23 protein-coding genes and 1 pseudogene are annotated in these 20,073 nt (G+C 61.7%); 14 read left to right on the top strand and 10 right to left on the bottom strand.

What is annotated here, in order from left to right; translation table 11 throughout:
- Positions 1 to 8: 8 nt before the first annotated feature.
- The 5 genes and pseudogenes from BM062_RS21135 to BM062_RS21115 all read left to right on the top strand — a co-directional run bounded on the left by BM062_RS21135 (position 9) and on the right by BM062_RS21115 (position 4,961).
- The gene (locus tag BM062_RS21135; RefSeq protein WP_254785197.1) at positions 9 to 1,199 is read left to right on the top strand and encodes an ABC transporter permease; all 1,191 of its coding nucleotides are present in this window, start codon (positions 9 to 11) and stop codon (positions 1,197 to 1,199) included.
- A gap of 8 nt (positions 1,200 to 1,207) precedes the next feature.
- A complete protein-coding gene (locus BM062_RS21130) occupies positions 1,208 to 2,935 on the top strand; it encodes an ABC transporter ATP-binding protein (protein ID WP_092400520.1) in 1,728 nt (575 codons plus the stop codon).
- Positions 2,936 to 3,085: 150 nt separating this feature from the next.
- Positions 3,086 to 3,718 carry a trimeric intracellular cation channel family protein gene (locus tag BM062_RS21125; RefSeq protein ID WP_175501112.1) on the top strand — a complete coding sequence of 211 codons (633 nt, stop codon included), beginning with the start codon at positions 3,086 to 3,088 and terminating at the stop codon, positions 3,716 to 3,718.
- A 50-nt stretch (positions 3,719 to 3,768) separates the two neighbouring features.
- A pseudogene (locus BM062_RS21120) lies at positions 3,769 to 3,972 on the top strand (MFS transporter); the annotation flags it as partial.
- Positions 3,973 to 4,010: 38 nt separating this feature from the next.
- A complete protein-coding gene (locus BM062_RS21115) occupies positions 4,011 to 4,961 on the top strand; it encodes an AraC family transcriptional regulator (RefSeq protein ID WP_092400518.1) in 951 nt (316 codons plus the stop codon).
- Between the two features lie 71 nt (positions 4,962 to 5,032).
- Here BM062_RS21115 and BM062_RS21110 read toward each other — a convergent pair whose 3' ends face one another.
- A complete protein-coding gene (locus BM062_RS21110) occupies positions 5,033 to 5,950 on the bottom strand; it encodes a LysR substrate-binding domain-containing protein (protein WP_092400541.1) in 918 nt (305 codons plus the stop codon).
- A gap of 131 nt (positions 5,951 to 6,081) precedes the next feature.
- Here BM062_RS21110 and BM062_RS21105 point away from each other — a divergent pair, with 131 nt between their 5' ends.
- On the top strand, positions 6,082 to 7,371 hold the full coding sequence (locus BM062_RS21105; RefSeq protein ID WP_092400516.1) for an MFS transporter: 1,290 nt from the start codon (positions 6,082 to 6,084) through the stop codon (positions 7,369 to 7,371).
- A 49-nt stretch (positions 7,372 to 7,420) separates the two neighbouring features.
- Here the strand turns inward: BM062_RS21105 and BM062_RS21100 are convergent, their stop codons facing one another.
- Positions 7,421 to 8,848, bottom strand: a complete 1,428-nt coding sequence (locus BM062_RS21100) for a MocR-like pyridoxine biosynthesis transcription factor PdxR (RefSeq protein ID WP_092400514.1) — start codon at positions 8,846 to 8,848, stop codon at positions 7,421 to 7,423.
- Positions 8,849 to 8,963: 115 nt separating this feature from the next.
- Here BM062_RS21100 and BM062_RS21095 point away from each other — a divergent pair, with 115 nt between their 5' ends.
- The 4 genes from BM062_RS21095 (at position 8,964) to BM062_RS21080 (ending at position 11,365) form a co-directional block, all read left to right on the top strand.
- The gene (locus BM062_RS21095; RefSeq protein WP_092400512.1) at positions 8,964 to 9,401 is read left to right on the top strand and encodes a carboxymuconolactone decarboxylase family protein; all 438 of its coding nucleotides are present in this window, start codon (positions 8,964 to 8,966) and stop codon (positions 9,399 to 9,401) included.
- Positions 9,402 to 9,472: 71 nt separating this feature from the next.
- Positions 9,473 to 10,228: an SDR family oxidoreductase gene (locus tag BM062_RS21090; protein ID WP_092400510.1), complete on the top strand. Its 756-nt coding sequence runs from the start codon at positions 9,473 to 9,475 to the stop codon at positions 10,226 to 10,228.
- Positions 10,229 to 10,304: 76 nt separating this feature from the next.
- Positions 10,305 to 10,757 carry a GNAT family N-acetyltransferase gene (locus tag BM062_RS21085; protein WP_092400508.1) on the top strand — a complete coding sequence of 151 codons (453 nt, stop codon included), beginning with the start codon at positions 10,305 to 10,307 and terminating at the stop codon, positions 10,755 to 10,757.
- A complete protein-coding gene (locus BM062_RS21080; protein ID WP_092400506.1) occupies positions 10,754 to 11,365 on the top strand; it encodes an FMN-dependent NADH-azoreductase in 612 nt (203 codons plus the stop codon). The genes BM062_RS21085 and BM062_RS21080 overlap by 4 nt, the downstream gene beginning before the upstream one ends.
- Positions 11,366 to 11,537: 172 nt before the next feature.
- Here BM062_RS21080 and BM062_RS26005 read toward each other — a convergent pair whose 3' ends face one another.
- On the bottom strand, positions 11,538 to 11,702 hold the full coding sequence (locus BM062_RS26005) for a hypothetical protein (protein WP_254785196.1): 165 nt from the start codon (positions 11,700 to 11,702) through the stop codon (positions 11,538 to 11,540).
- Here BM062_RS26005 and BM062_RS21075 point away from each other — a divergent pair.
- The gene (locus BM062_RS21075; protein WP_254785195.1) at positions 11,701 to 12,516 is read left to right on the top strand and encodes a polysaccharide deacetylase family protein; all 816 of its coding nucleotides are present in this window, start codon (positions 11,701 to 11,703) and stop codon (positions 12,514 to 12,516) included. The genes BM062_RS26005 and BM062_RS21075 overlap by 2 nt on opposite strands.
- Positions 12,517 to 12,576: 60 nt before the next feature.
- The gene (locus BM062_RS21070; protein ID WP_092400502.1) at positions 12,577 to 12,882 is read left to right on the top strand and encodes an NIPSNAP family protein; all 306 of its coding nucleotides are present in this window, start codon (positions 12,577 to 12,579) and stop codon (positions 12,880 to 12,882) included.
- Between the two features lie 13 nt (positions 12,883 to 12,895).
- On the opposite strand, the gene arsH is transcribed toward BM062_RS21070, so the two are convergent.
- The 6 genes from arsH to BM062_RS21040 form a co-directional block, all read right to left on the bottom strand.
- Positions 12,896 to 13,618: an arsenical resistance protein ArsH gene (gene arsH, locus BM062_RS21065; RefSeq protein ID WP_092400500.1), complete on the bottom strand. Its 723-nt coding sequence runs from the start codon at positions 13,616 to 13,618 to the stop codon at positions 12,896 to 12,898.
- Complete coding sequence (gene arsC / locus BM062_RS21060) at positions 13,599 to 14,030, bottom strand: arsenate reductase (glutaredoxin) (protein ID WP_092400498.1); 432 nt, start codon at positions 14,028 to 14,030, stop codon at positions 13,599 to 13,601. The genes arsH and arsC overlap by 20 nt, the downstream gene beginning before the upstream one ends.
- 45 nt (positions 14,031 to 14,075) lie before the next feature.
- On the bottom strand, positions 14,076 to 15,143 hold the full coding sequence (gene arsB, locus BM062_RS21055) for an ACR3 family arsenite efflux transporter (protein WP_092400496.1): 1,068 nt from the start codon (positions 15,141 to 15,143) through the stop codon (positions 14,076 to 14,078).
- A 23-nt stretch (positions 15,144 to 15,166) separates the two neighbouring features.
- Positions 15,167 to 15,508: an ArsR/SmtB family transcription factor gene (locus tag BM062_RS21050; protein WP_092400494.1), complete on the bottom strand. Its 342-nt coding sequence runs from the start codon at positions 15,506 to 15,508 to the stop codon at positions 15,167 to 15,169.
- A gap of 97 nt (positions 15,509 to 15,605) precedes the next feature.
- A complete protein-coding gene (locus tag BM062_RS21045) occupies positions 15,606 to 16,067 on the bottom strand; it encodes an SRPBCC family protein (protein ID WP_092400539.1) in 462 nt (153 codons plus the stop codon).
- Between the two features lie 65 nt (positions 16,068 to 16,132).
- On the bottom strand, positions 16,133 to 17,068 hold the full coding sequence (locus BM062_RS21040; protein WP_092400492.1) for a LysR family transcriptional regulator: 936 nt from the start codon (positions 17,066 to 17,068) through the stop codon (positions 16,133 to 16,135).
- A gap of 111 nt (positions 17,069 to 17,179) precedes the next feature.
- Between BM062_RS21040 and BM062_RS21035 the strand changes: the two genes are divergently transcribed.
- Positions 17,180 to 18,037 carry an NmrA family NAD(P)-binding protein gene (locus BM062_RS21035; RefSeq protein WP_092400490.1) on the top strand — a complete coding sequence of 286 codons (858 nt, stop codon included), beginning with the start codon at positions 17,180 to 17,182 and terminating at the stop codon, positions 18,035 to 18,037.
- Positions 18,038 to 18,224: 187 nt separating this feature from the next.
- Here the strand turns inward: BM062_RS21035 and BM062_RS21030 are convergent, their stop codons facing one another.
- Positions 18,225 to 18,671, bottom strand: coding sequence for an Lrp/AsnC family transcriptional regulator (locus BM062_RS21030; protein WP_092400488.1), 447 nt, complete (start codon positions 18,669 to 18,671; stop codon positions 18,225 to 18,227).
- Between the two features lie 142 nt (positions 18,672 to 18,813).
- Here BM062_RS21030 and BM062_RS21025 point away from each other — a divergent pair, with 142 nt between their 5' ends.
- On the top strand, positions 18,814 to 19,974 hold the full coding sequence (locus BM062_RS21025; RefSeq protein WP_092400486.1) for a saccharopine dehydrogenase family protein: 1,161 nt from the start codon (positions 18,814 to 18,816) through the stop codon (positions 19,972 to 19,974).
- Positions 19,975 to 20,073: the final 99 nt, after the last annotated feature.

Below are 20,073 nucleotides of genomic sequence, written 5' to 3'. Positions count from 1 at the left end.
GAGCCGCCATGACTCAAAGTATAAATTCGGCCCCTGCCCAGGCGGCGCCTGAAGCAACCGCAGCAACCGTAGCTCTCAACAGCGCTCCCGGCGCCACCCATTCGCCAGGCCTGTGGGCCCTGGCCTGGCGGCGCTTGCGCGCCGACCACGTCGCCATGGCGGCGATGGCCGTGGTCGGCCTGTACCTGATCATGCTGGTGCTGTCAGCCAGCGGCCTGCTGGCCAAGGACTGGGCCAAGGAAATCGGCGTCAACTATGCGCCGCCTACTTTCATGGGCGCCCAGACCGACGCCGAGCGCGGCTTCAGCGACAACGACGCCGTCGTCGCAGCGCCGCCGCCGGAAAACCCGGTCGACCCGCTGCGCGACATCTTGCGCGACCTGCGCAAGAGCGGCACGGTGGCCATCGCGCCGCCGGTGATCGCCAACGATTACGGCATCGCCGATCCGCTGGCGGCGGAAATGGCTGAAATCCGTGCCGAGCTGGCCAAGAAAGGCGGCAGCGTAGTGCAGGCCCGCCTGCCTACCCTGCCGTTCGGCGCCGACAAATGGGGCCACGACATCATCAAGAAAACCATCAAGGGCGCGGAAACCTCGATCATCGTCGGCCTGGTTGCGGCGCTGCTGGCGGTTGCCCTCGGCACCATCTTCGGCGCGGTGTCCGGCTACTTCGGCGGCTGGATCGACGACGCCTTCAACTGGTTCTACAGCATCTTCACTTCCATCCCCTACCTGCTGCTGATCCTGGCGGTCGCCGCGGTGCTGCAGCAAAAGGGCGTGATGGCGATCGTGCTGATCCTCGGCCTGACCGGCTGGACCGGGACCTACCGCCTGATCCGCGCCGAATACATGAAGCACAAGTCGCGCGAATACGTGATGGCGGCGGACGCCATCGGCGCCAGCCACTGGAGCAAGATGTTCGGCCATATCTTCCCTAACGTCAGCCATGTGTCGCTGGTGCAGCTGTCGATCTCGGTGGTCGGCTTCATCAAGTCGGAAGTGATCCTGAGCTTCCTCGGCTTCGGCGTGCCGGTCGGCGTCGTATCCTGGGGCAGCATGCTGAACGAAGCGCAAAACGAATTAATCCTTGGTAAATGGTGGCAGCTGGCGGCTGCAAGTATCGCCATGGCGATCCTGGTGACGGCGTTCTCGCTGTTCACCGATGCGCTGCGCGACGCCCTTGATCCGAAGCTGAAATAGGAGACATCATGCAATCGACCAACCACAACCAACCCGCAGCTGATCACAACGGCGCGCCTTTGCTGCGCGTGCGCGACTTGCGCGTCAGTTTCCGCACCGACAAAAAGACCATGGTGGAAACCGTCAAGGGCATTTCCTTTGACATTCCGCACAACACCACCGTCGCCCTGGTGGGCGAATCGGGCAGCGGCAAGTCGGTCAGCTCGCTGGCCGTGATGGGCCTGCTGCCGAAGGACAATTCCAGCATCGCCGCTACCAGCGTCATCGAGTTCGAAGGCCGCAACCTGCTGGCCATGACGCCCGATGAACGGCGCGACATGTGCGGCAAGGAAATCTCGATGATTTTCCAGGAACCGATGACCTCGCTCAACCCGGTGTTCACCGTCGGCTTCCAGATCGCCGAAGTGCTGCGGCTGCATATGGGCATGAACGCCAAGCAGGCGCGCGCGCGCGCCATCGCCTTGCTGGAAGAAGTCGGGATTCCTTCGCCGGCGACCAAGATCGACGCCTATCCGAGCCAGATGTCGGGCGGCCAGCAGCAGCGCGTGATGATCGCCATGGCGATCGCCTGCGAACCCAAGCTGCTGATTGCCGACGAGCCGACCACCGCGCTCGACGTCACGATCCAGAAGCAGATCATCGACCTCATCGAGGCCCTGCGCAAACGCCACAAGATGTCGGTGCTGTTCATCACCCATGACCTGGCGCTGGTCGGTGAAATCGCCGATGAAGTGATCGTCATGCGCCACGGCGAAGTACGCGAAAAAGGCGACGTGCGGCAAATCTTTGAAGCGCCGCAGGACCCGTACACCAAAGCCTTGCTGATGTGCCGTCCTTCGCTCGACACCCGTCCATGGCGCTTGCCGGTGATCAACGACTACATGAACGGCAACAACGGCGCCGACCTCGACCTGCGCGAACGCAGCCGCGGCTGCAGCGGCCAGGAAGATACCTTGCTGGAAGTGCGCAACCTGGGCAAGAGTTTTTATTTCCGCGAAGGCCTGTTCGGCCGCAAGGAATTCAAGGCGGTGCAAGACGTCTCGTTCAAGCTGGCGCGCGGCAAGACGCTGGGCGTGGTGGGCGAATCCGGTTCCGGCAAGACCACCGTCGGCCTGACCCTGATGCGCCTGCACCAGGCGACATCAGGACAGGCGCTGTTCGAAGGCAAGGACATCATCGGCATGTCCAACAGCGAGTTCATGTCCTACAAGCGGCGCATCCAGATCATTTTCCAGAATCCCTACGCCTCGCTCAACCCGCGCTTCACCATCGGCCAGATCCTGCTGGAGCCGATGCGTATCCACCAGATCGGCAGCGACGACAACGAGCGCACCGAGATGGCCATGCAGCTGCTGCAAAAGGTTGGCCTGCCGCCTGTCGCCTACCATCGTTATCCGCACGAATTCTCGGGCGGCCAGCGGCAGCGGATTGCAATTGCGCGCTGCCTGACCATGCGTCCGGAAATCCTGGTGTGCGACGAATCGGTCTCGGCGCTGGACGTTTCGGTGCAGGCCCAGGTGTTGAACCTGCTGCAGGACTTGCAGGAAGAGTTCGGCATGAGCTACATCTTCATCTCGCATGACCTGTCGGTAGTCAAATACCTGGCCGACCAGGTGATGGTGATGCACCAGGGCAAAGTGGTGGAGCTGGCCAATTCGGATGAGCTGTACCACAATCCGACCCATCCTTACACTCGCCAGTTGCTGAGCGCGATCCCTCGCGGTCTGCAAAACTGACGGACGGGCAGCTGCGGCAAGCCGCAGCCTGCGCTTCAACCACGGGGTACAGCGTGAGCTGTGCCCCGTTCTCGTTTACGCCGCGGATTGACGTCCCGGATATTTCGATATAGCTTGCCTGCACCCATCACAAAACAGGCGCCGCCGTCAATGAACAGGATAAAGCTGAAGACCGAAACCATCGTGCTGGCAGCCGACCTGGCCGGCACCCTGGTGTTTGCAATCGAAGGCGCCCTGAGCGCAATGCGCGGCGGTCTCGACTTGCTTGGGGTGATGGTGATTTCCTTCGTCGCGGCGCTTGGAGGCGGCGTCATACGCGACCTGCTGATAGGCGCCGCGCCACCGAACGCCATCCGCGACTGGCGCTACCCGGTGCTGACCTTCCTGGCCGGCCTGCTGACCTTTGTGTTCCATTCGACGGTGCAGGGTTTCCCGGCGACGCTGGTCCTGGTGCTGGACGCCGCCGGCCTGGCCCTGTTCGCCGTGGCGGGCGTGGAAAAAGCCGTCCTGTTCGGCATCCGGCCATTCGTCGCCATGCTGATGGGCACGGTCACCGGAGTGGGCGGCGGCGTGGTGCGCGACATCTTGCTGGCGCGCGTGCCGGCTGTGCTGCAAACGGACATCTACGCCACCGCGGCTTTCTTCGGCGCTTTTTCGGTACTGGCCGCGCGCCGCCTTGGCATGGCACCAGGTCCCGCCGCCTTGCTTGGCGGAGCCGCCTGCTTCACCCTGCGCCTGGCCGCGGTCTCATACGGCTGGCATCTGCCGAAAGCCGTGCTTTGACAAACGCAGTCGGCCGCCCTGCTTGCTGCCGACCTTGCGCACCACCCTAGCTGGTCACCTGCTACATGATTTTCTATGCGGTGGGCAGCGGCCTGGGCGCCATCGCCTCGACCAGCGCCTATGCCGCCGCCGGATGGAACGGCGTGTGCCTGCTCGGCGCTGCCGTCAGCCTGACGGCCCTGCTGTTCTGGGCGACGAGCCTGCGCCATATGCCGCGCCAGAAAGCAGTGGCGCATGGCCAAGGCTCGGACTAAGATTGCGGCTGGGACAAGCAACGGATACCGGATCAGCCATGACATCCCAGGAAAACCAGGCAGCCTACGCCAGGCGCATGCACAAGGTGATCGAGCATATCGACCGCCATATCGACCAGACGCTCGAACTAAGCACGCTGGCCGAAGTCGCCCATTTTTCCGCGTTTCATTTTCACCGCCTGTTCTCGGCCTGGATGGGCGAAACCCTGGGCGATTACCTGCGCCGGCGCCGGCTGGAAATGGCGGCGTTGCGGCTGATCGGCCAGCCCGCCGTGCCGGTGCTGGAAATCGCGCTCGCGGTAGGTTTCGGTTCCGCCGAAGCGTTTGCGCGCGCGTTCAAGACCAGGTTCGGCTGCACCGCCAGCGAGTGGCGCCAGGGACAGGCGGACCGCTGGGCCGCGCAGCTTGCGGCTGGCCGCAACAGCAATCCTGGTCAGCCGCATCGCAAGCAGGATCAGGAAAACAAACGCAGTGCGGACCATCATGGAAACTCCCAAACAGACATGACGGAGATTCCCATGAAAGTCAAAATCGTCCAGCGCCAAGCCACCAAAATCGCTTACATGCGCTACATCGGCCCCTATGGCCATCCGATCGCGGAATTCTGGGTGGAGACTGTCAGCCCATGGATGGAAACCAATAACCTGTTCGGCCGCCCGCGCTACGGCATCAGCCACGACGACCCGGGCATCGCCAGCTCTGACAAGTGCCGCTACGACGCCGGCGTCGAAGTGCCGGACGACTTTGTCGCCAGCGGCAAATCGTTCACCACCACCGTTCCAGGCGGCAGTTATGCGGTGACCCGCTACAGCGGCACCGGCGGCGACATCGGTGCAACCTGGACCCGCCTGCTGCGCGACTGGCTGCCGGCCAGCGGCATGCAGCTCGACACCCGCCCGTTCTTCGAGTACTACCCGGTCGACGCCGCCTGCGACGACAAGACCGGCACATTCGAGTGCGATCTCTGCATCCCGGTGACGCCGCTTTAAACCGGCTGCAATATCCGGCGCCAGGCCAGTGCAGCGGCCAGCCGTAGGATGGCTGGGGCGCTCGCAACCGGTCAGGCCGCCGTGACCCTGCGGATGGTTTCGTGCACCGCCTGCAGCAGCAGTTCCTCCAGCCGGTTCACCGCCGGCCCCGCCATCGTTTGCGCCCTGTATAGGGACAAGCCGATCTGCGGCAGCGTAGGCAAGCCGGCCGCTTGCGGCTCGATGATGCGCAGGCTGGCCGGCAGGCCGACCGGCGTGCGCACGGTCAGGCCCAGTCCCGCCGCCGATGCCGCCCACAGCGCGGACAGGCTGGCACTGGTGAAGGCGTGGCGCCAGGCGATGCCGGCGGCGTCCAGCGTATTCGAGGCGATATCGCGCAGCATGCAAGGCGCATCCAGCAATACCAGCGACAATGGCGAACCGGCGTCATGCTGGCCGCCCGCTTGTCCGTTCCAGGCCAGGCCATCCTGCGCGGGGCCGATCCAGCATAGAGGCAGGTCGGCGACCCGCTGCGCATTCAGCGCCGGCGCGCCGCCCTCCCACAGCAGCGCCAGGTCAATCCGGCCCAAGGTCACGCGCTCGCGCAATTCCGAGCTGCGCGCGACGCAGACTTCGACCCGCACCTTCGGATGGGCGCGCATGAAACGCCCCAGCACATCCGACAGCACCGCTTCGCCGAAATCTTCCTGCAGGCCCAGCTTTACCTCCCCTTCCAGCTCGACGCCGCGCACCGCGCTGGCGGTTTCGTCGTTGAGGTCGAGCAAACGGCGCGCATAACCCAGCAGGGTCTGGCCGGCTTCGGTCAGTGCCAGGCCGCGCCCGGCTTTGCGGAAAATCGGCGCGCCGGCCTGCTCCTCCAGCTTCTTCAGCTGGGCGCTCACGGCCGAGGTGGAGCGGCCCAGGCGATCGGCGGCCTTGGCGTAGCTGCCAAGGTCGATGCCGGTGGTAAAGGTGCGCAGCACGTCGAGGTCAAAACTGATTTGTCGCATGGCAACCATCCTGTTTTTCAAAACTGTTAATTCGAAACTATCTGATATTCAAAAGTATCGCGCAAAGCGATACTTGCCGCAAGCGCATAAATCGGCACATAGCCAGCGCATATCGTTACAGGAGAATCAAGATGGCCTTATCCGCTATTGCCGCCAATGCAACATCTAATAATCGTCGCCATCGCTGGAAGGTGCTGGGCGTCGGCGTCGCCGCCAACGCCAGCTTTTCAGCCGCCTTCAGCGGCATTCCGACCACTGCCGTCCTGATACGCTCGGGTTACCACCTGGGCAATGCAGAACTGGGACTGGTGCTGGGCCTGATGGGTCTCGGCATCGCTTTAAGCGAGCTGCCCTGGGGCTTGCTGACCGACCGCTGGGGCGACCGTCCGGTGCTGTTGTCCGGCCTGGCCGCTACCGCGGTGGCGCTAGCCTTGATGGCTTTGTTTGTTGCGCCCGTCCCGGGCCATGTGCCGGGCCTGCCGCTGCTTGGCGCCGGCCTGCTGCTGGTCGGCCTGCTTGGCGGCAGCGTCAACGGCTCCAGCGGCCGCGCGGTGATGACCTGGTTCGGCGAAGAAGAACGCGGCATGGCGATGAGCATCCGCCAGACCGCGGTGCCGCTGGGCGGCGCCACCGGCGCCCTGATCCTGCCGGCGCTGACCGCGCATGCCGGCTTTGCCGCCGCGTACGGCGTACTCGCCTTGTTCTGCGCAGTGACGCTGTTTTTCACCTGGCTCTGGCTGTACGAGCCAGCCGCAACCGGCGCAGACAAAGCGCATGCGGCCCAGCATCCATCAACGCCGGCGCCATTGAAGGATCGCCAGCTGTGGCGCATCGTCGCCGCCATCGGCATCCTGTGCGCCCCACAGTTCGCGATCCTGTCCTTCGGCACCGTATTCCTGCACGATTTCAGCCACGCCGGCATCGCCGCCATCACCGTCGCCATGGCGACCCTGCAATGCGGCGCCATGGCCATGCGCGTATGGAGCGGCCGCTGGACCGACCGCAAGCGCAACCGGCGCGAATTCCTGCGTTTCTGCACCATCGCCAGCGCCGTCGCCTTCGCTGCGCTGGCAGCGCTGGTGACGCTGGCCGGCCAGTTGCCCAGCGTCGGCCCGGTGATGGCGACGCTGCTGATCGCCATGCTGGTGCTGACCGGCGTCAGCGTCTCCGCCTGGCATGGCGTTGCCTACACCGAGCTGGCGACCATCGCCGGCGCCCGCAGCGCCGGCACGGCGCTGGGCATGGCGAACACCAGCGTGTTCGTGATGTGTTTCCTGACGCCGCTGGCGATCCCGCACATCCTCACGTTCGGCAGCTGGCCTGCAGTGTGGCTGCTGGGCAGCGCATGCGCGTTGACCGCCTTGCGCTTTTTCCCAAGGCCCGTGCAGGCGGCGCCGGCCGGCGTGCCTTGCCCGCAATGACAGCCGCCGGTAAAAATTGAAAAGACCGGCTTCAGGCGCCGGCGCGGCGTTATGCCATCGCCTGCTTCAGTTTCAGCGCCAGGCGCCTTGCCTCCTTCTCATCGATGACATTGGCAAAGCCCAGCAGCAATCCCTGCCGCGGCTTTGCATCGATGTACCAGCGCGACAAAGGATGCACGCCCAAACCGGCAGCCTGCGCATGGCCTGCCAGCGCAACGTCGTCTTCGCGATCGGCCAGCTGCGCCAGTATGTGCAGGCCGCCCGGCTGCAAATCGATCCGTATCCGGTCGCCCAGTATTTCCTGGAAAACGCGTGACGTCACCGCACGGCGTTCTGCGTACAACAAGCGCATTTTTTTCAAGTGCCTTGAGAAATGGCCTTCCGCGATAAAGTCGGCGACGCCTGCCTGGAACAGGTATGGGCAGCCTGCCTTCAAGTTGTAGGATGCGGCCTGGAAGCGTGCAACCGCACTGGCCGGCGCCACCACATAAGCCAGCCTTAATCCAGGAAACATCGCCTTGCTGAAGGTGCCGCTGTAGATGACGCGATCATTGCGGTCCAGGCTTTTCAGCGCCGGCAGCGGCCGCCCCTGGTAACGGAACTCGCTATCGTAGTCATCTTCGATAATCCAGCTGCCGGCCTTGCTGGCCCATTCCAGCAGCGCCATCCGGCGTTCCAGCGACAGCGTCACGCCGAGCGGGCTTTGGTGCGACGGCGTAACGATCGCAAATTTTGCATACGGACTGAGGCGCTTGCCGGCTTCGACCATCAACCCGTGTTCATCGACGGGCACCGGCACCACCTTGAGCGCCGCATTCTGCAGGAACAGGCGCGCAAAGATGTAGCCGGGATCTTCGAACCATAACGCATCGCCGGCGGTGGAAAGGCTGCTGAACGTCAGTTCCAGCGTGTCGCGCAAGCCGGTCGTGACGAACACCTGCTCCGGCAGGCAGGTCACGCCGCGCGAGACGCCCAGGTAAGTGGCAATCCTTTCACGCAAACGGTCGTAACCGGCAGGGTCGGGATAAGCCAGCCGCGCCGGTTCGCTGCCGCGCAGGCGATGCCCGACCAGCCGGTTCCACACCTTGCGCGGAAATGCGTCGAGCGCAGGCAGACCCATCTGCAGCGGCTTCGGCGCCTTGCCGTCGTGCTCGACGATGACCGCATGCGCTTGTCCGGCCACGGCTGCCTGCGGCTTGAGGACAGCCGGCGGCGGCAAGGACGGCGATACCACGGTGCCGGCCGCGCCCCTGACCTGCAGATATCCCTCGTCCGCCAGGATCCGATAAGCCATTTCCACCGTGCCGCGCGCCAGGTTAAGTTCGGTCGCCAGCGCCCGCACTGCCGGCACGCGATCCCCCGCACGCAGGTTTCCCTGCTCGATCGCGGTCTTGAAACGCTGGCATATCTGCAGGTACATGGGCAATTCCAGGGTGCGGTCGACCTGCAGGTCCAGGTCAGGCTTGGCGGTTTTCATGGACTAGTCCTTTTTCAATTTCTTGGCCCTTCTGATATGGCCATGATTCTCGCATACTACTTCTCAAGCAAACACCGATTCATTCACTTCGATTCACCTGACCAAGGAGCTTCAAATGCAAAACCGCCTCGATTTCTACAGTGCCGGCAAAGACGCCATCAAGGCATTGATCGGCGTTGAAAACCAGATCAACAAAAGCTCGCTGGACATCCTGCTCAAGGAACTTGTCCGCCTGCGCGCATCGCAGATCAACGGCTGCGCATTCTGCCTCGACATGCACGTTACCGACGCCCGCAAGGCTGGTGAATCGGAACGCCGCATGGCTACCGTCGCGGCATGGCGCGAAACGCCGTTCTTCAGCGAACGCGAGCGCGCCGCGCTGGAATGGACCGAATCGCTGACGCTGGTTTCGCAAAACCACGTGCCGGATGCGGTGTGGGAAGCAGTCCGCCCGCATTTCACCGATACCGAACTGGTCGAACTGACATTGCTCGTGACCTCGATCAACAGCTGGAACCGCTTTGCCATCGCGTTCCGCAAGATGCCGGAGTAATTATCGGCAGCTTCTGCAATTCGGCTCGCCAACCTGTCGCCCGCTGATGGGCACACCTTGAAAGGTATCGCATGAAAATCCTCATCATCGGCGGCAGCGGCCTGATCGGATCGAAAGTCGCCGCCAACCTGCGCCAGCTCGGTTACGACATCGTGGCCGGCTCGCCAAGCACCGGCCTCGACACATTGACCGGCAAGGGATTGGCGGACGCGGTCAAAGGCGCTCAGGTCGTCATCGACCTGAGCAACTCCCCGTCGTTCGAAGACAAGGCGGTGCTCGCATTCTTTGAGACATCCGGCCGCAACCTGCTCGCCGCGGAGCAGGCCGCCGGCGTCAAACACCATATCGCGCTGTCGGTCGTGGGCACCGAACGCATGCTCGGCAGCGGCTACTTCCGCGCCAAGATGGCGCAGGAAAACCTGGTCAAGGCATCGAAGGTGCCGTACACCATCGTGCGCTCCACGCAGTTCTTCGAATTCCTCGGCGGCATCGCCCAATCCGGCACGGTCGGCAACCAGATCCGCCTGTCGCCGGCGCTGGTGCAGCCGATTTCATCGGACGACATCGCGGCCATCGTATCGGACACGGCGCTGATGCAGCCGATCAACGGCACATTCGATGCAGCCGGGCCCGAGAAGGTCGGGCTCGCCGATTTGATGACACGCTACCTGGACGCCCTGGGCGACAAACGCATCGTCGTCGCGGATGCCGGCGCCGCGTACTACGGTGCCCAGATCGACGATCAATCGCTGACCCCAGCCGGCGATGCACGCCTCGGCGACATGGGGTTCGCGGCGTGGTTCAGCAAATCGCAAGCGGCTCGATAAACCGCAACGCGTACAGCGGCTCGCCCTCGCTCCATCGGCACAACGATAGAACGGCGCCAATTTTTTGGAGAAATGCATGCAGTCCCAGGTAGAAATAAGACACATTGAAAGCGACGTAGAGGTGGAGGCGTCGTTCCCGGTGATGAAGGAATTGCGGCCGCACCTGAGCGATCGCGCAGCATACGGCGCACAGATCGCGCAGCAACGCGCGCAAGGATATCGCTTGCTTGCGGCATGGCGCGATGGCGCAATTGTCGGCCTTGCCGGCTATCGGCTGCAAGACAATCTGCTCTACGGCCGTTTCATCTACGTCGATGACCTGGTGGTGACGGCTTCCTTGCATCGTTCCGGGTTCGGCGAACGCCTGTTGCAGGCAGCACGGCAACAAGCCGTCGCATTGCACTGCAAACATTTTGTATTGGATACCGGCCTGCACATGGCGCTGGCGCAACGTTTTTATTTCCGGCAGGGGCTGCTTGCAAAGGGCATGCATTTTGTCGAACCACTCACACAAGGAACAACCACATGACGCGCATCCTGTTATTGAACAGCGGCCCGCACAGCGATGCGAGCCATGGCTACCGCCTCGCAAGGGAAGCGATTGCAGCATCGGGCATCGACAACGTACAGGTCACCGAACGCGACCTGGTGAAGTCGCCCCTGCCGCCAATCGGCCGCGACTACGCCATTGCCGTCACTTCGCAAGCGGCGCCGGATGCGAAAGAATTCGACTGGTCGGAACGCCTGATCGCCGAACTGGAACAGCACGACATGTTGTTCATCGTCACCCCGATGCATAACTTCACCGTGCCCGCCGCGCTCAAGCTGTGGATCGACCATGTGATCCGCATCAACCGCAGTTTCCACGCGACGCCGCAAGGCAAGGTCGGACTGATGAAAGACCGCGCGACTTTTGTACTGGTCAGCTCTGGCGGCTTCCATGTGGGAGAACGGGCGAAACAGGCCGACTTCCTGACGCCGTACTTGCGCTATGCGCTGGCGTCGATCGGCATCAGCGATGTGCATTTTTTCCCGCTGCAGGGACTGGTATTCGGCTCGGAAGCAGTGGCCCAGGCGGTGGATGAAGCACGTCGGCAAATGTCTGAGAAATTGTCACTGGCCGGTGCATGCCTATAGGCGCAAGAGTCACGAAGAATCACAAAGACTCACGAAGAGTCACAAGGCAAGGTTCGATGCGCGTACTGCCTGTTCCAGGCGGTCGCCGTAACTGTAGATGTTTGTAACAGCTGGCTGGCGGCGCAGGTCGAGGGCGTATCATTGACCCCGCATCACACTCTGACATCAACTATTACCTTACCATCCGCCGCCTCGTGTCCTCGTTTTCCGTTTCATTCATGCCATTGCGCAGCGTAATTTCCAGCTCGGCGCAGCATGTCAAAAAGATCATTTCCTGTTTGGTCGTGGCTTCCGTGACGATCGGCGCCGCAGGTTGCGCCATTGAACCGGTTCCCATGTCGCTCCAAACTGCCGAGCGATTGAAATCCCAGCCGCCGATCCGCTTCCTGTTGACTTTCGACGATGGCCCGGCCAGGCCAAGGAACGACAATCCGACGCTGTCCATACTGGACACGCTTGCGCGCAATCCGCTGCAACCCGGCATCAAAGCCCTCTTTTTTGTGCAAACCCGTTCGTCCGGCGCCGGCGAGACGGATTTCGGGCGCAGCATATTGCGGCGTGAAATCGACGAAGGCCATTTGCTTGGCTTCCATACCGCCACGCCGCATCACGCAAACCATCGTTTCCTTGACCCCGCCGTATTCGAGCAATCGCTGGACGACGGCGTCGCCGACATTGCATCCATCCAGGGCCGCGCGCCGACGCTGGTCCGCCCGCCGTTCTGGAACTATGACAAGCGCACTTTTGCAATTTACCAACAGCACGGCTTGCATATCTTGCTGACGGACCTGAGCGCCAACGACGGCAAGATATACGGCTTCAAGGCCAGCCCGACAAGACGCTCCAACATGCTGCACCTGTTAACCGGCGTGCGTGAACGGATTGCCGCGGGCGAGTTGCCGGAGGTCGATGGCAGCATCCCGGTGGTGGTGACTTTTCACGATATCAACAGCTACACCGCCGACCACATGGCGGAATACCTGCAGATACTGATGGATTGCGCGCGTGCGGTCCAGCTGCCGACTGCAGCCAAGCCGTTTTACGACGACAAGGGCGCGCTGGAGCGTGCCGCCCTGGCAAGAAGCATACGGGACGGCGCCCAAGCCGCCCCTTTGCCCGGATTCTGGAACTGGCTGTGGGAATTGATATAAGCAACCGTTGTTAGCCGGCGGCACAGCAGCTATAGTTGCGATTTGCCGACAAGGACTCTCATGGTTACCTGCTACCTGCGTTACATCATCGATCCATACAAGCTCAAGGAGTTCGAGCACTACGGGAAAATCTGGATTCCGCTGGTAGAAAAATTCGGCGGGATACACCATGGCTACTTCCTCCCCTCCGAGGGAAGCAGCAACGTGGCGCTCGCGATGTTCACGTTTCCCTCGCTCGCGCTGTATGAGGAATACAGGACCAAGTCGATGCAGGATGCGGAATGCCAGGCTGCCTTCAGGTATGCCGAGGAAACCCGTTGCATCCTCAGCTACGAACGCAGCTTTTTCCGCCCGGTCTTCAAGTAAGGCCAGGCGCTTTTCAAATCTGCTTCTGGTTCACACGCTTGCCGAGTTCTTCGGCGCTTTCCCTGCGCTCGCTGTAGCGGTCGCCCAGGAATGAAGAAACATCGCGGGTAAGCAAGGTGAACTTGAACAGCTCTTCCATCACGTCGACTACGCGTTCATAATAAGACGAAGGTTTCATGCGGCCTTCGTCGTCGAACTCCAGGAACGCCTTGGCAACCGAGGACTGGTTAGGAATAGTGATCATCCGCATCCAGCGGCCCAGTATGCGCATCTGGTTGACCGCGTTGAACGATTGCGAGCCGCCGGATACTTCCATCAGCGCCAGCGTTTTTCCCTGCGTCGGCCGCAGCGCGCCGATGGACAAGGGAATCCAGTCGATCTGCGCTTTCATGATGCCGGTCATGGCGCCATGGCGCTCGGGCGAGGTCCAGACCATGCCTTCGGCCCATTGCGCCAACTCTCGCAATTCCTGGACTTTAGGATGGCTGTCGGGTTCGCCGTCAGGCAACGGCAATCCGTGCGGATCGAATATGTGAACTTCGCCGCCCATCGCTTCCAGCAAGCGCGCAGCCTCCTGCGTGAGCAAGCGGCTATAGGATCTCTCGCGCAGCGAACCATATAGCAGCAGGAAACGCGGTGCGTGCGATGAGCGCCCGACCTCCTCAAAGTCCGATGCAAGCGGCGTACGAAAGAGTCCTGCGTCAACGTTCGGCAGCTTAATCAGATGTTGTGACACGGCGCCCCTCCGAATCAATGACGACTTCGCCGTCTTCCTTGGTGAACGGTCCCTTTTGCGGCAACGGCAAGATGTCGAGCACCAGTTCGGACGGGCGGCACAGGCGAGTGCCGTTTGGCGTAACCACAAATGGCCGGTTGATCAGGATCGGATGCGCCAGCATGGCGTCCAGCAAATGCGCGTCTGTCAGGCCTGGCGCGTCTAGGCCTAGCTCTGCATAAGGCGTCCCCTTTTGCCGGATCGCCGCTCGCACCGTCAAGCCTGCATCTGCAATCAGCTTGGCCAGTGTTTCCAGCGACGGCGGCTGCTTCAGGTATTCGATCACTTCAGGCTCGACACCGGTATTGCGTATCAACGCCAGCGTGTTGCGAGACGTGCCGCATTCGGGGTTGTGGTAAATCGTGATGTGCATGGTTCGACTTTCTTGAAAGCCGGCAGCCGGTCTGCCGGTCGTGGATCAGCGGCCTTCGTACCAGCCTTGGGTGCGGTTCACGATGCCGACAATCAGCAGCATGACAGGCACTTCGATCAGTACTCCGACCACGGTGGCAAGCGCGGCGCCGGATTTGAAGCCAAACAGGCTGATCGCCGCCGCCACGGCCAGCTCGAAGAAATTCGACGCGCCGATCAGCGCAGAGGGACAAGCGATGGAATGCTTCTCGCCGACGATCTTGTTGAGCCAATAGGCCAGCGCGGAATTGAAAAAAACCTGTATCAGGATAGGAATCGCCAGCAATGCGATGACCAGCGGCTGCTCGATGATCGCATTGCCCTGGAATGCAAACAGCAGCACCAGGGTCAGCAACAGCGCCGAAACCGACCATGGCTGGATGCGTTCCATCAGCTGGTCGAAGCTGGCCTGGCCGCGGCGCAACAGGGATTTGCGCCAGATTTGCGCGATGATCACTGGAACGACGATATATAAAACCACTGAAGCCAGCAGCGTCGCCCACGGTACGGCGATGCTAGAAACGCCCAGCAGGAGAGCGACCAGCGGCGCAAATGCGAACACCATGATCAGATCGTTCAGCGCCACCTGCGACAGCGTGAAGTACGGATCGCCGCCGGTGAGGCGGCTCCACACGAACACCATGGCCGTGCACGGCGCCGCCGCCAGCAGGATCAGCCCGGCCACGTAGGAATCCAGCTGTCCGGCAGGCAGGTACGGCGCGAACCAGTGGCGGATAAACACCCAGGCAAGCAAGGCCATCGAGAACGGCTTGACCGCCCAGTTGATGAACAAGGTCACGCCGATGCCGCGTACATGCCCCTTGACCTGGTTCCAGGCAGAGAAGTCGATCTTCAGCAGCATCGGGATGATCATCACCCAGATCAGGAGACCGACCGGCAAGTTCACCTTGGCGATTTCGAGCGCACCTATCGCTTGCACCCCGGCAGGGAAAAGCTGCCCGAGCAAAATGCCGGCAACGATGCATAACGCCACCCAGACAGTCAGGTAACGCTCAAAAAAATTCATGGATCCGGACGCGGCGCGTTTGCCGATAACTTCGCATTGGACTGACATCGGCGACTCTCAGATAAAAACCGTCATGGCGAAGCGTCCTCGGCGACGTTGCATGCGGGACTGCAGGTGGTCATGCAGGGATTCCCGCCGCAACAATTTTCGGTGAGAAATGCCAGCAATTGATTCATGGTGGCGAAGTCGGCGGAATAGATCACGAACCGCCCTTCGTTGCGCGACGCCACCATGTCGGCATGGAACAGTTCCTTCATATGGAACGACACGGAGGATGGCGAGATGCCTGTGATTTCCCCGATTTTTCCGGCGGGCAGCCCTTCGGGCCCGGCCTGTACCAAGGCGCGGAAGATCGCCAGGCGAGAATCTTGGGCAAGCGCCGCAAGGGCGGCGACGACTGATTTTGTTTTCATATTTCAATGATAGTTGAAATATTGAATAAATCAAGGATTTTCTGCTCCCATAACGCAAGCAGACGGCCCCCTGCCCGTCTGCCTGCCTCCATCCGAACTAGGATGCCGCAACATGCTTTTCGATATTCTTCATCTGCGCGTCCCAACCGCCGCTGTTCATGCTGAACGCTTCCTGGCGCCGCGCAGCCGGGATATTGTCGAACCCCGATTCGACCACGCGCAGCAAAGTGCCCTCCTCGACAGCAATCAGCTCGAACACCACCAGCGTGGTCGGTTCCTGCGAATAGTCGACGGCAGCGTCAACCGCATAGGGATGCCAGCGGAAAGACAGCAAGCCTTCCGGCTCCACGCGATCGATCACCACGTTCCAGGCCAGGTGTTCGTAGCCTGGATAAGTGATCTGCCCCTGCACGGCCTGGCCGGCGGCGAAAGTTTTTCCCTTCAGCGCCACGCCGAACCAGCCGCCGAATTCCTCGGCGTGCGATAACGCGCGCCAGACCCGCGAACGCGCGGCCTTGAGCACAATTTCTCTTTCAATCCGATCCGTAGAATTATTTATATTCATTTGTCACCTCCTGGCTGCATATTAGTCCAAGCCGGGAAAATGCAGCCATAAAATTGCGCTCATTTTTTACCCGGTCCGGCGCCGGCTCCGACCGCACACAAACCAGTCACAAATTCCAGGAAAGCCGTCACCTTGGCAGGCGCCAGGTGGCGCGACGGATACAGGGCATAGAGGGGAAACGTCTCGTCAGGCCAATCCGGAAACAGTTCGACCAGCCGCCCTGATTGCAAGGCTTGCTCGACCCCGAGTTCAAACACCTGGGCAATCGCATGCCCGGCCTCGCACACGCTATACAGCGTACCGGCGTCGTTGAGAATCAGCCGGCCGTTGGTGGCAATCGTGACGCGCTCGGCGCCGCGATGGAATTCCCAGGGAAACGGCCTGCCCGAGATGGAGTCGCGGAATTCGATGCAGATGTGCTTGCCGCCTTCCAGCTCGGCGGGTGTTCGCGGCCGGCCGTAACGCTCCAGGTAGGCTGGCGCCGCCACCGTCAGGACCCGCGTCTCCAGCAGTTTCCTGGCGACCAGCGACGACGATGCCGGATAGCCGAAACGCAGCGCCAGGTCGACGCCGTCGGCCACCAGGTCGCCGAGCTGGTTGCTGGTGAACAGCTCCAGCCGCAACTCCGGGTAACCCTCCATGAAACGGTCGAGCGCAGGCCCGAGGACGAGGCGGGAAAAATACGGGTCGATATTTACGCGCAAACGCCCGCGCACCGCTTTCGCGCTGGCGGCCGCGCCGTCGGCGGCCTGCTCCAGGCTGGCCAGCAAGGGCGCGATCTCCTGGTACAGGCGGCGCCCTTCATCGGTGAGCGTGACCGAACGCGTGGTGCGGTCGAACAGGCGGATGCCGAGACGCTTTTCGAGCCGGGCAATCGCTCGGCTGACGCCGGACGGAGTCATGTCCAGCGTCTCGGCGGCCTGCACGAAGCTGCCGCCGTCCACCACCGCCGACAACACTGCCATGCCGTTGGCCAGACGCCCATCGAAACTCATTGATGATTCCTCGTCACTTATTCAATGACACTCATGCTATCGGAGAATTGCAGCCAGCGCCGCATACTTCTCGCCAACGCGACAAAAGTCGCCTTCAACAGGAGCAACCAGATGTATGCAATCACAGGAATCAGCGGCCAGGTCGGCGGCGCGGTGGCACGTTCTTTATTGGCCGCGGGGCAACCCGTGCGCGCCGTGATGCGCAACGCCGGCAAGGGTGAGGCGTGGGCAGCGCAAGGGTGCCAGGTGACGCTGGCGGAAATGAATGATGCGGCAGCGTTGCAAGCGGCGTTTACCGGAGTCGAAGGGGTGTTTATCCTGCTCCCTCCGATTTTCGCGCCGTCTCCCGGATTCCAGGAAACGCGGCGCATCGTCGCCGCGCTGCACCAGGCGCTAGCGGCGGCCCGGCCCGCCAAAGTGGTCTGCCTGTCGACCATAGGCGCGCAAGCTGAACCAGAGAACCTGCTCACCCAGCTGCAGATCATGGAACAAGAGCTGGGCCGCCTGGATCTGCCGCTGGCGTTCCTGCGCCCGGCCTGGTTCATGGAAAACGCCTTGTGGGACATCGCCCCCGCGCGGAGCACCGGCGTGATCCCGAGTTTCCTGCAGCCGCTGGACAAACCGGTGCCGATGGTCGCCACGGCCGATGTCGGACAGGTCGCCGCCGAATTGCTGCTCGAACAGTGGCAGGGCAAGCGTGTGGTCGAGCTGGAGGGTCCGCAGCGGATAACGCCGAACCAGATCGCGGCGACTTTTTCCGAGCTGCTCGGCAAGCCGGTGCATATGGAGGCCGTGGCGCGGGATGAATGGCCCGCCGTCTTTGCTGCTCAAGGTCCAGGCAACCATGCGCCGCGCATGCAGATGCTCGACGGTTTCAATCAGGGCTGGATCGCATTCGCCGGGCCGGCGCGCAAAGGGGCGGTGACGCTCAAGACGGTTTTAAAGGATTTGCTGGCGGCCAACGGATAGCAAGTTTTTCCCGGGCAAAAAAAAACCCGCCTGACCTTGCGGTAGCGGGTTGAATCCAAACCTTAGGAGGTGTTGGAGGAGACAGGTGTAACTATATGGCGGCGCAGCATCGATGTCTGCTTTATTATTCGTATAACTGTTATAGATAAAACACATATCTGCTGCACTGCAATAGTGCTCCTCTGCCCTAAATCGGACCGCGATCGATGCGCTTGCTGAGGATGATCGAGGTCGAAGTATGGCGCACCCCCTCCATTGCACCGATCTGGTCCAGCAAGCGGTCCAGCTCATCGGTGGATTGGCAGCGCAAGGTCAGCATGTAGTCGATCACGCCGCTCACCGCGCACAGGGTTTCCACCTGCGACATCTGCTGCAGCTGCTGGACCAGTAATGGTGCATTGCGGGAGTCAATCGAGATGCCGACGTAAGCACGCACTGCGGGCTGGTAAAGCCCGAGGTCGAGACGTACGCCGTAGCCGGCGATCACGCCCTTCTTTTCCATCGCCGCCAGCCGCGCTATGGCGGTGGTCCTGGCAATCCCGACACGCTTGGCGACGGTGGCCATGGACAGGCGCGCATCGTCCATCAGCAGTGCCAGGATTTTGTGGTCGACTTCATCCAGTTTATCTCTCATCGCTACAATCCATCTTCAATATTCGTCAATGTGTATCGTTATTATACATTTCGACGACTATTTACACTCTATTATCTGACTTCACTCGAATTTACAATGGTTGCAGCAGCAACATTGACTAAAACGACAAGCGAGTGACGACATGACTACCAAACTGATCCTTCTGGGCGCCGGCAAAATCGGCGACGCCATCCTCAACCTGCTGTCCCATACCGGCGATTATGTACTGACCGTGGCCGACCGCGATCCGCAACGGCTGGAATACGTGAAGCAGGCAGGTTTTCCCAATGTCACCACGATCCTGGCGGACATCTCGCACGCGCCCACCGTGACCAAGCTGATCAGCGGCCACGACGTGACGCTGTCGGCCTGCCCTTATTTCCTGACGCCGGTCATTGCCGCCGCCGCCAAGGCAGCGCACTCGCACTATTTCGACCTGACCGAAGATGTCGAAAGCACCCGCTTCGTCAAATCGCTGGCGCTCGATTCCAGCACCGCCTTCGTGCCGCAATGCGGCCTGGCGCCCGGCTTCATTTCGATCGTGGCGAACGACGTCGCGAGCCGCTTCGAACAGCTGCATGACGTCAAGATGCGCGTCGGCGCGCTGCCGACCTTCCCGAGCAACGCGCTCAAGTACAACCTGACCTGGAGCACCGACGGCCTGATCAACGAGTACTGCAATCCTTGCGAAGCGATTGTCGACGGCGTGCTGCGCGAAACCTCGCCGCTGGAAGAGCTGGAACACTTCTCGCTCGACGGCGTCGACTACGAAGCGTTCAACACATCCGGCGGCCTCGGCACCTTGTGCGAAAGCCTGCGCGACCGGGTGCAGAACCTGGATTACAAGACCGTGCGTTATCCCGGCCATCGCGACATCATCAAGATCCTGGTGCGCGACCTGCAGCTGGGCAAGCTGGAACGCCGTCCGATCCTGAAGGAAGTGCTGGAAACCTCGATCCCGATCACCAAGCAAGACGTGGTGCTGACCTTCGTCAGTGTCAGCGGCATGCGCGACGGCCGCCTTGAGCAGGAAACCTATGCTCAAAAGACCTATAGCCAGCAGGTCAACGGCCAGCTGCTGTCGGCGATCCAGCTGACTACCGCGGCCGGCATCTGCGCCATGGTCGACCTGGTTGTCACGGGCGTGCTGCCGCAAAGCGGTTTTGTGCGGCAAGAGCAAGTCACGCTGGCGGATTTCCTGGCCAACCGTTTCGGTAAGTTCTACGCCGGCCACGCACCTGCGCACGGCGGCTTCGCACCGGCCAGCAACACCGATTTCAACAAACTGAAAGCGGTTGCTTAAGCACACGGCACGAAGTACCCGGCAAAACGGCCTGCATGACTCGCGCGAGTCTTGCAGGCCGTTTTTTTATCGCTGCCGGATCACGCCGGCGCCGGGGTC

The sequence above is a fragment of the Collimonas sp. OK412 genome (assembly GCF_900112135.1).
Lineage (GTDB): Bacteria > Pseudomonadota > Gammaproteobacteria > Burkholderiales > Burkholderiaceae_D > Collimonas > Collimonas rhizosphaerae.
Note: the sequence above shows the minus strand (reverse complement) of the source record. Positions and strands in the feature narration are given on the sequence as shown.

Excerpts from the sequence above, each read along its gene's own strand:
- BM062_RS21135 (WP_254785197.1), top strand. The coding sequence starts at position 9 with ATGACTCAAAGTATAAATTCGGCCCCTGCCCAGGCGGCGCCTGAAGCA.
- BM062_RS21130 (WP_092400520.1), top strand. The coding sequence starts at position 1,208 with ATGCAATCGACCAACCACAACCAACCCGCAGCTGATCACAACGGCGCG.
- BM062_RS21125 (WP_175501112.1), top strand. The coding sequence starts at position 3,086 with ATGAACAGGATAAAGCTGAAGACCGAAACCATCGTGCTGGCAGCCGAC.
- BM062_RS21115 (WP_092400518.1), top strand. The coding sequence starts at position 4,011 with ATGACATCCCAGGAAAACCAGGCAGCCTACGCCAGGCGCATGCACAAG.
- BM062_RS21110 (WP_092400541.1), bottom strand. The coding sequence starts at position 5,950 with ATGCGACAAATCAGTTTTGACCTCGACGTGCTGCGCACCTTTACCACC.
- BM062_RS21105 (WP_092400516.1), top strand. The coding sequence starts at position 6,082 with ATGGCCTTATCCGCTATTGCCGCCAATGCAACATCTAATAATCGTCGC.
- BM062_RS21100 (WP_092400514.1), bottom strand. The coding sequence starts at position 8,848 with ATGAAAACCGCCAAGCCTGACCTGGACCTGCAGGTCGACCGCACCCTG.
- BM062_RS21095 (WP_092400512.1), top strand. The coding sequence starts at position 8,964 with ATGCAAAACCGCCTCGATTTCTACAGTGCCGGCAAAGACGCCATCAAG.
- BM062_RS21090 (WP_092400510.1), top strand. The coding sequence starts at position 9,473 with ATGAAAATCCTCATCATCGGCGGCAGCGGCCTGATCGGATCGAAAGTC.
- BM062_RS21085 (WP_092400508.1), top strand. The coding sequence starts at position 10,305 with ATGCAGTCCCAGGTAGAAATAAGACACATTGAAAGCGACGTAGAGGTG.
- BM062_RS21080 (WP_092400506.1), top strand. The coding sequence starts at position 10,754 with ATGACGCGCATCCTGTTATTGAACAGCGGCCCGCACAGCGATGCGAGC.
- BM062_RS21075 (WP_254785195.1), top strand. The coding sequence starts at position 11,701 with ATGTCGCTCCAAACTGCCGAGCGATTGAAATCCCAGCCGCCGATCCGC.
- BM062_RS26005 (WP_254785196.1), bottom strand. The coding sequence starts at position 11,702 with ATGGGAACCGGTTCAATGGCGCAACCTGCGGCGCCGATCGTCACGGAA.
- BM062_RS21070 (WP_092400502.1), top strand. The coding sequence starts at position 12,577 with ATGGTTACCTGCTACCTGCGTTACATCATCGATCCATACAAGCTCAAG.
- arsC (WP_092400498.1), bottom strand. The coding sequence starts at position 14,030 with ATGCACATCACGATTTACCACAACCCCGAATGCGGCACGTCTCGCAAC.
- arsB (WP_092400496.1), bottom strand. The coding sequence starts at position 15,143 with ATGTCAGTCCAATGCGAAGTTATCGGCAAACGCGCCGCGTCCGGATCC.
- BM062_RS21050 (WP_092400494.1), bottom strand. The coding sequence starts at position 15,508 with ATGAAAACAAAATCAGTCGTCGCCGCCCTTGCGGCGCTTGCCCAAGAT.
- BM062_RS21040 (WP_092400492.1), bottom strand. The coding sequence starts at position 17,068 with ATGAGTTTCGATGGGCGTCTGGCCAACGGCATGGCAGTGTTGTCGGCG.
- BM062_RS21035 (WP_092400490.1), top strand. The coding sequence starts at position 17,180 with ATGTATGCAATCACAGGAATCAGCGGCCAGGTCGGCGGCGCGGTGGCA.
- BM062_RS21030 (WP_092400488.1), bottom strand. The coding sequence starts at position 18,671 with ATGAGAGATAAACTGGATGAAGTCGACCACAAAATCCTGGCACTGCTG.
- BM062_RS21025 (WP_092400486.1), top strand. The coding sequence starts at position 18,814 with ATGACTACCAAACTGATCCTTCTGGGCGCCGGCAAAATCGGCGACGCC.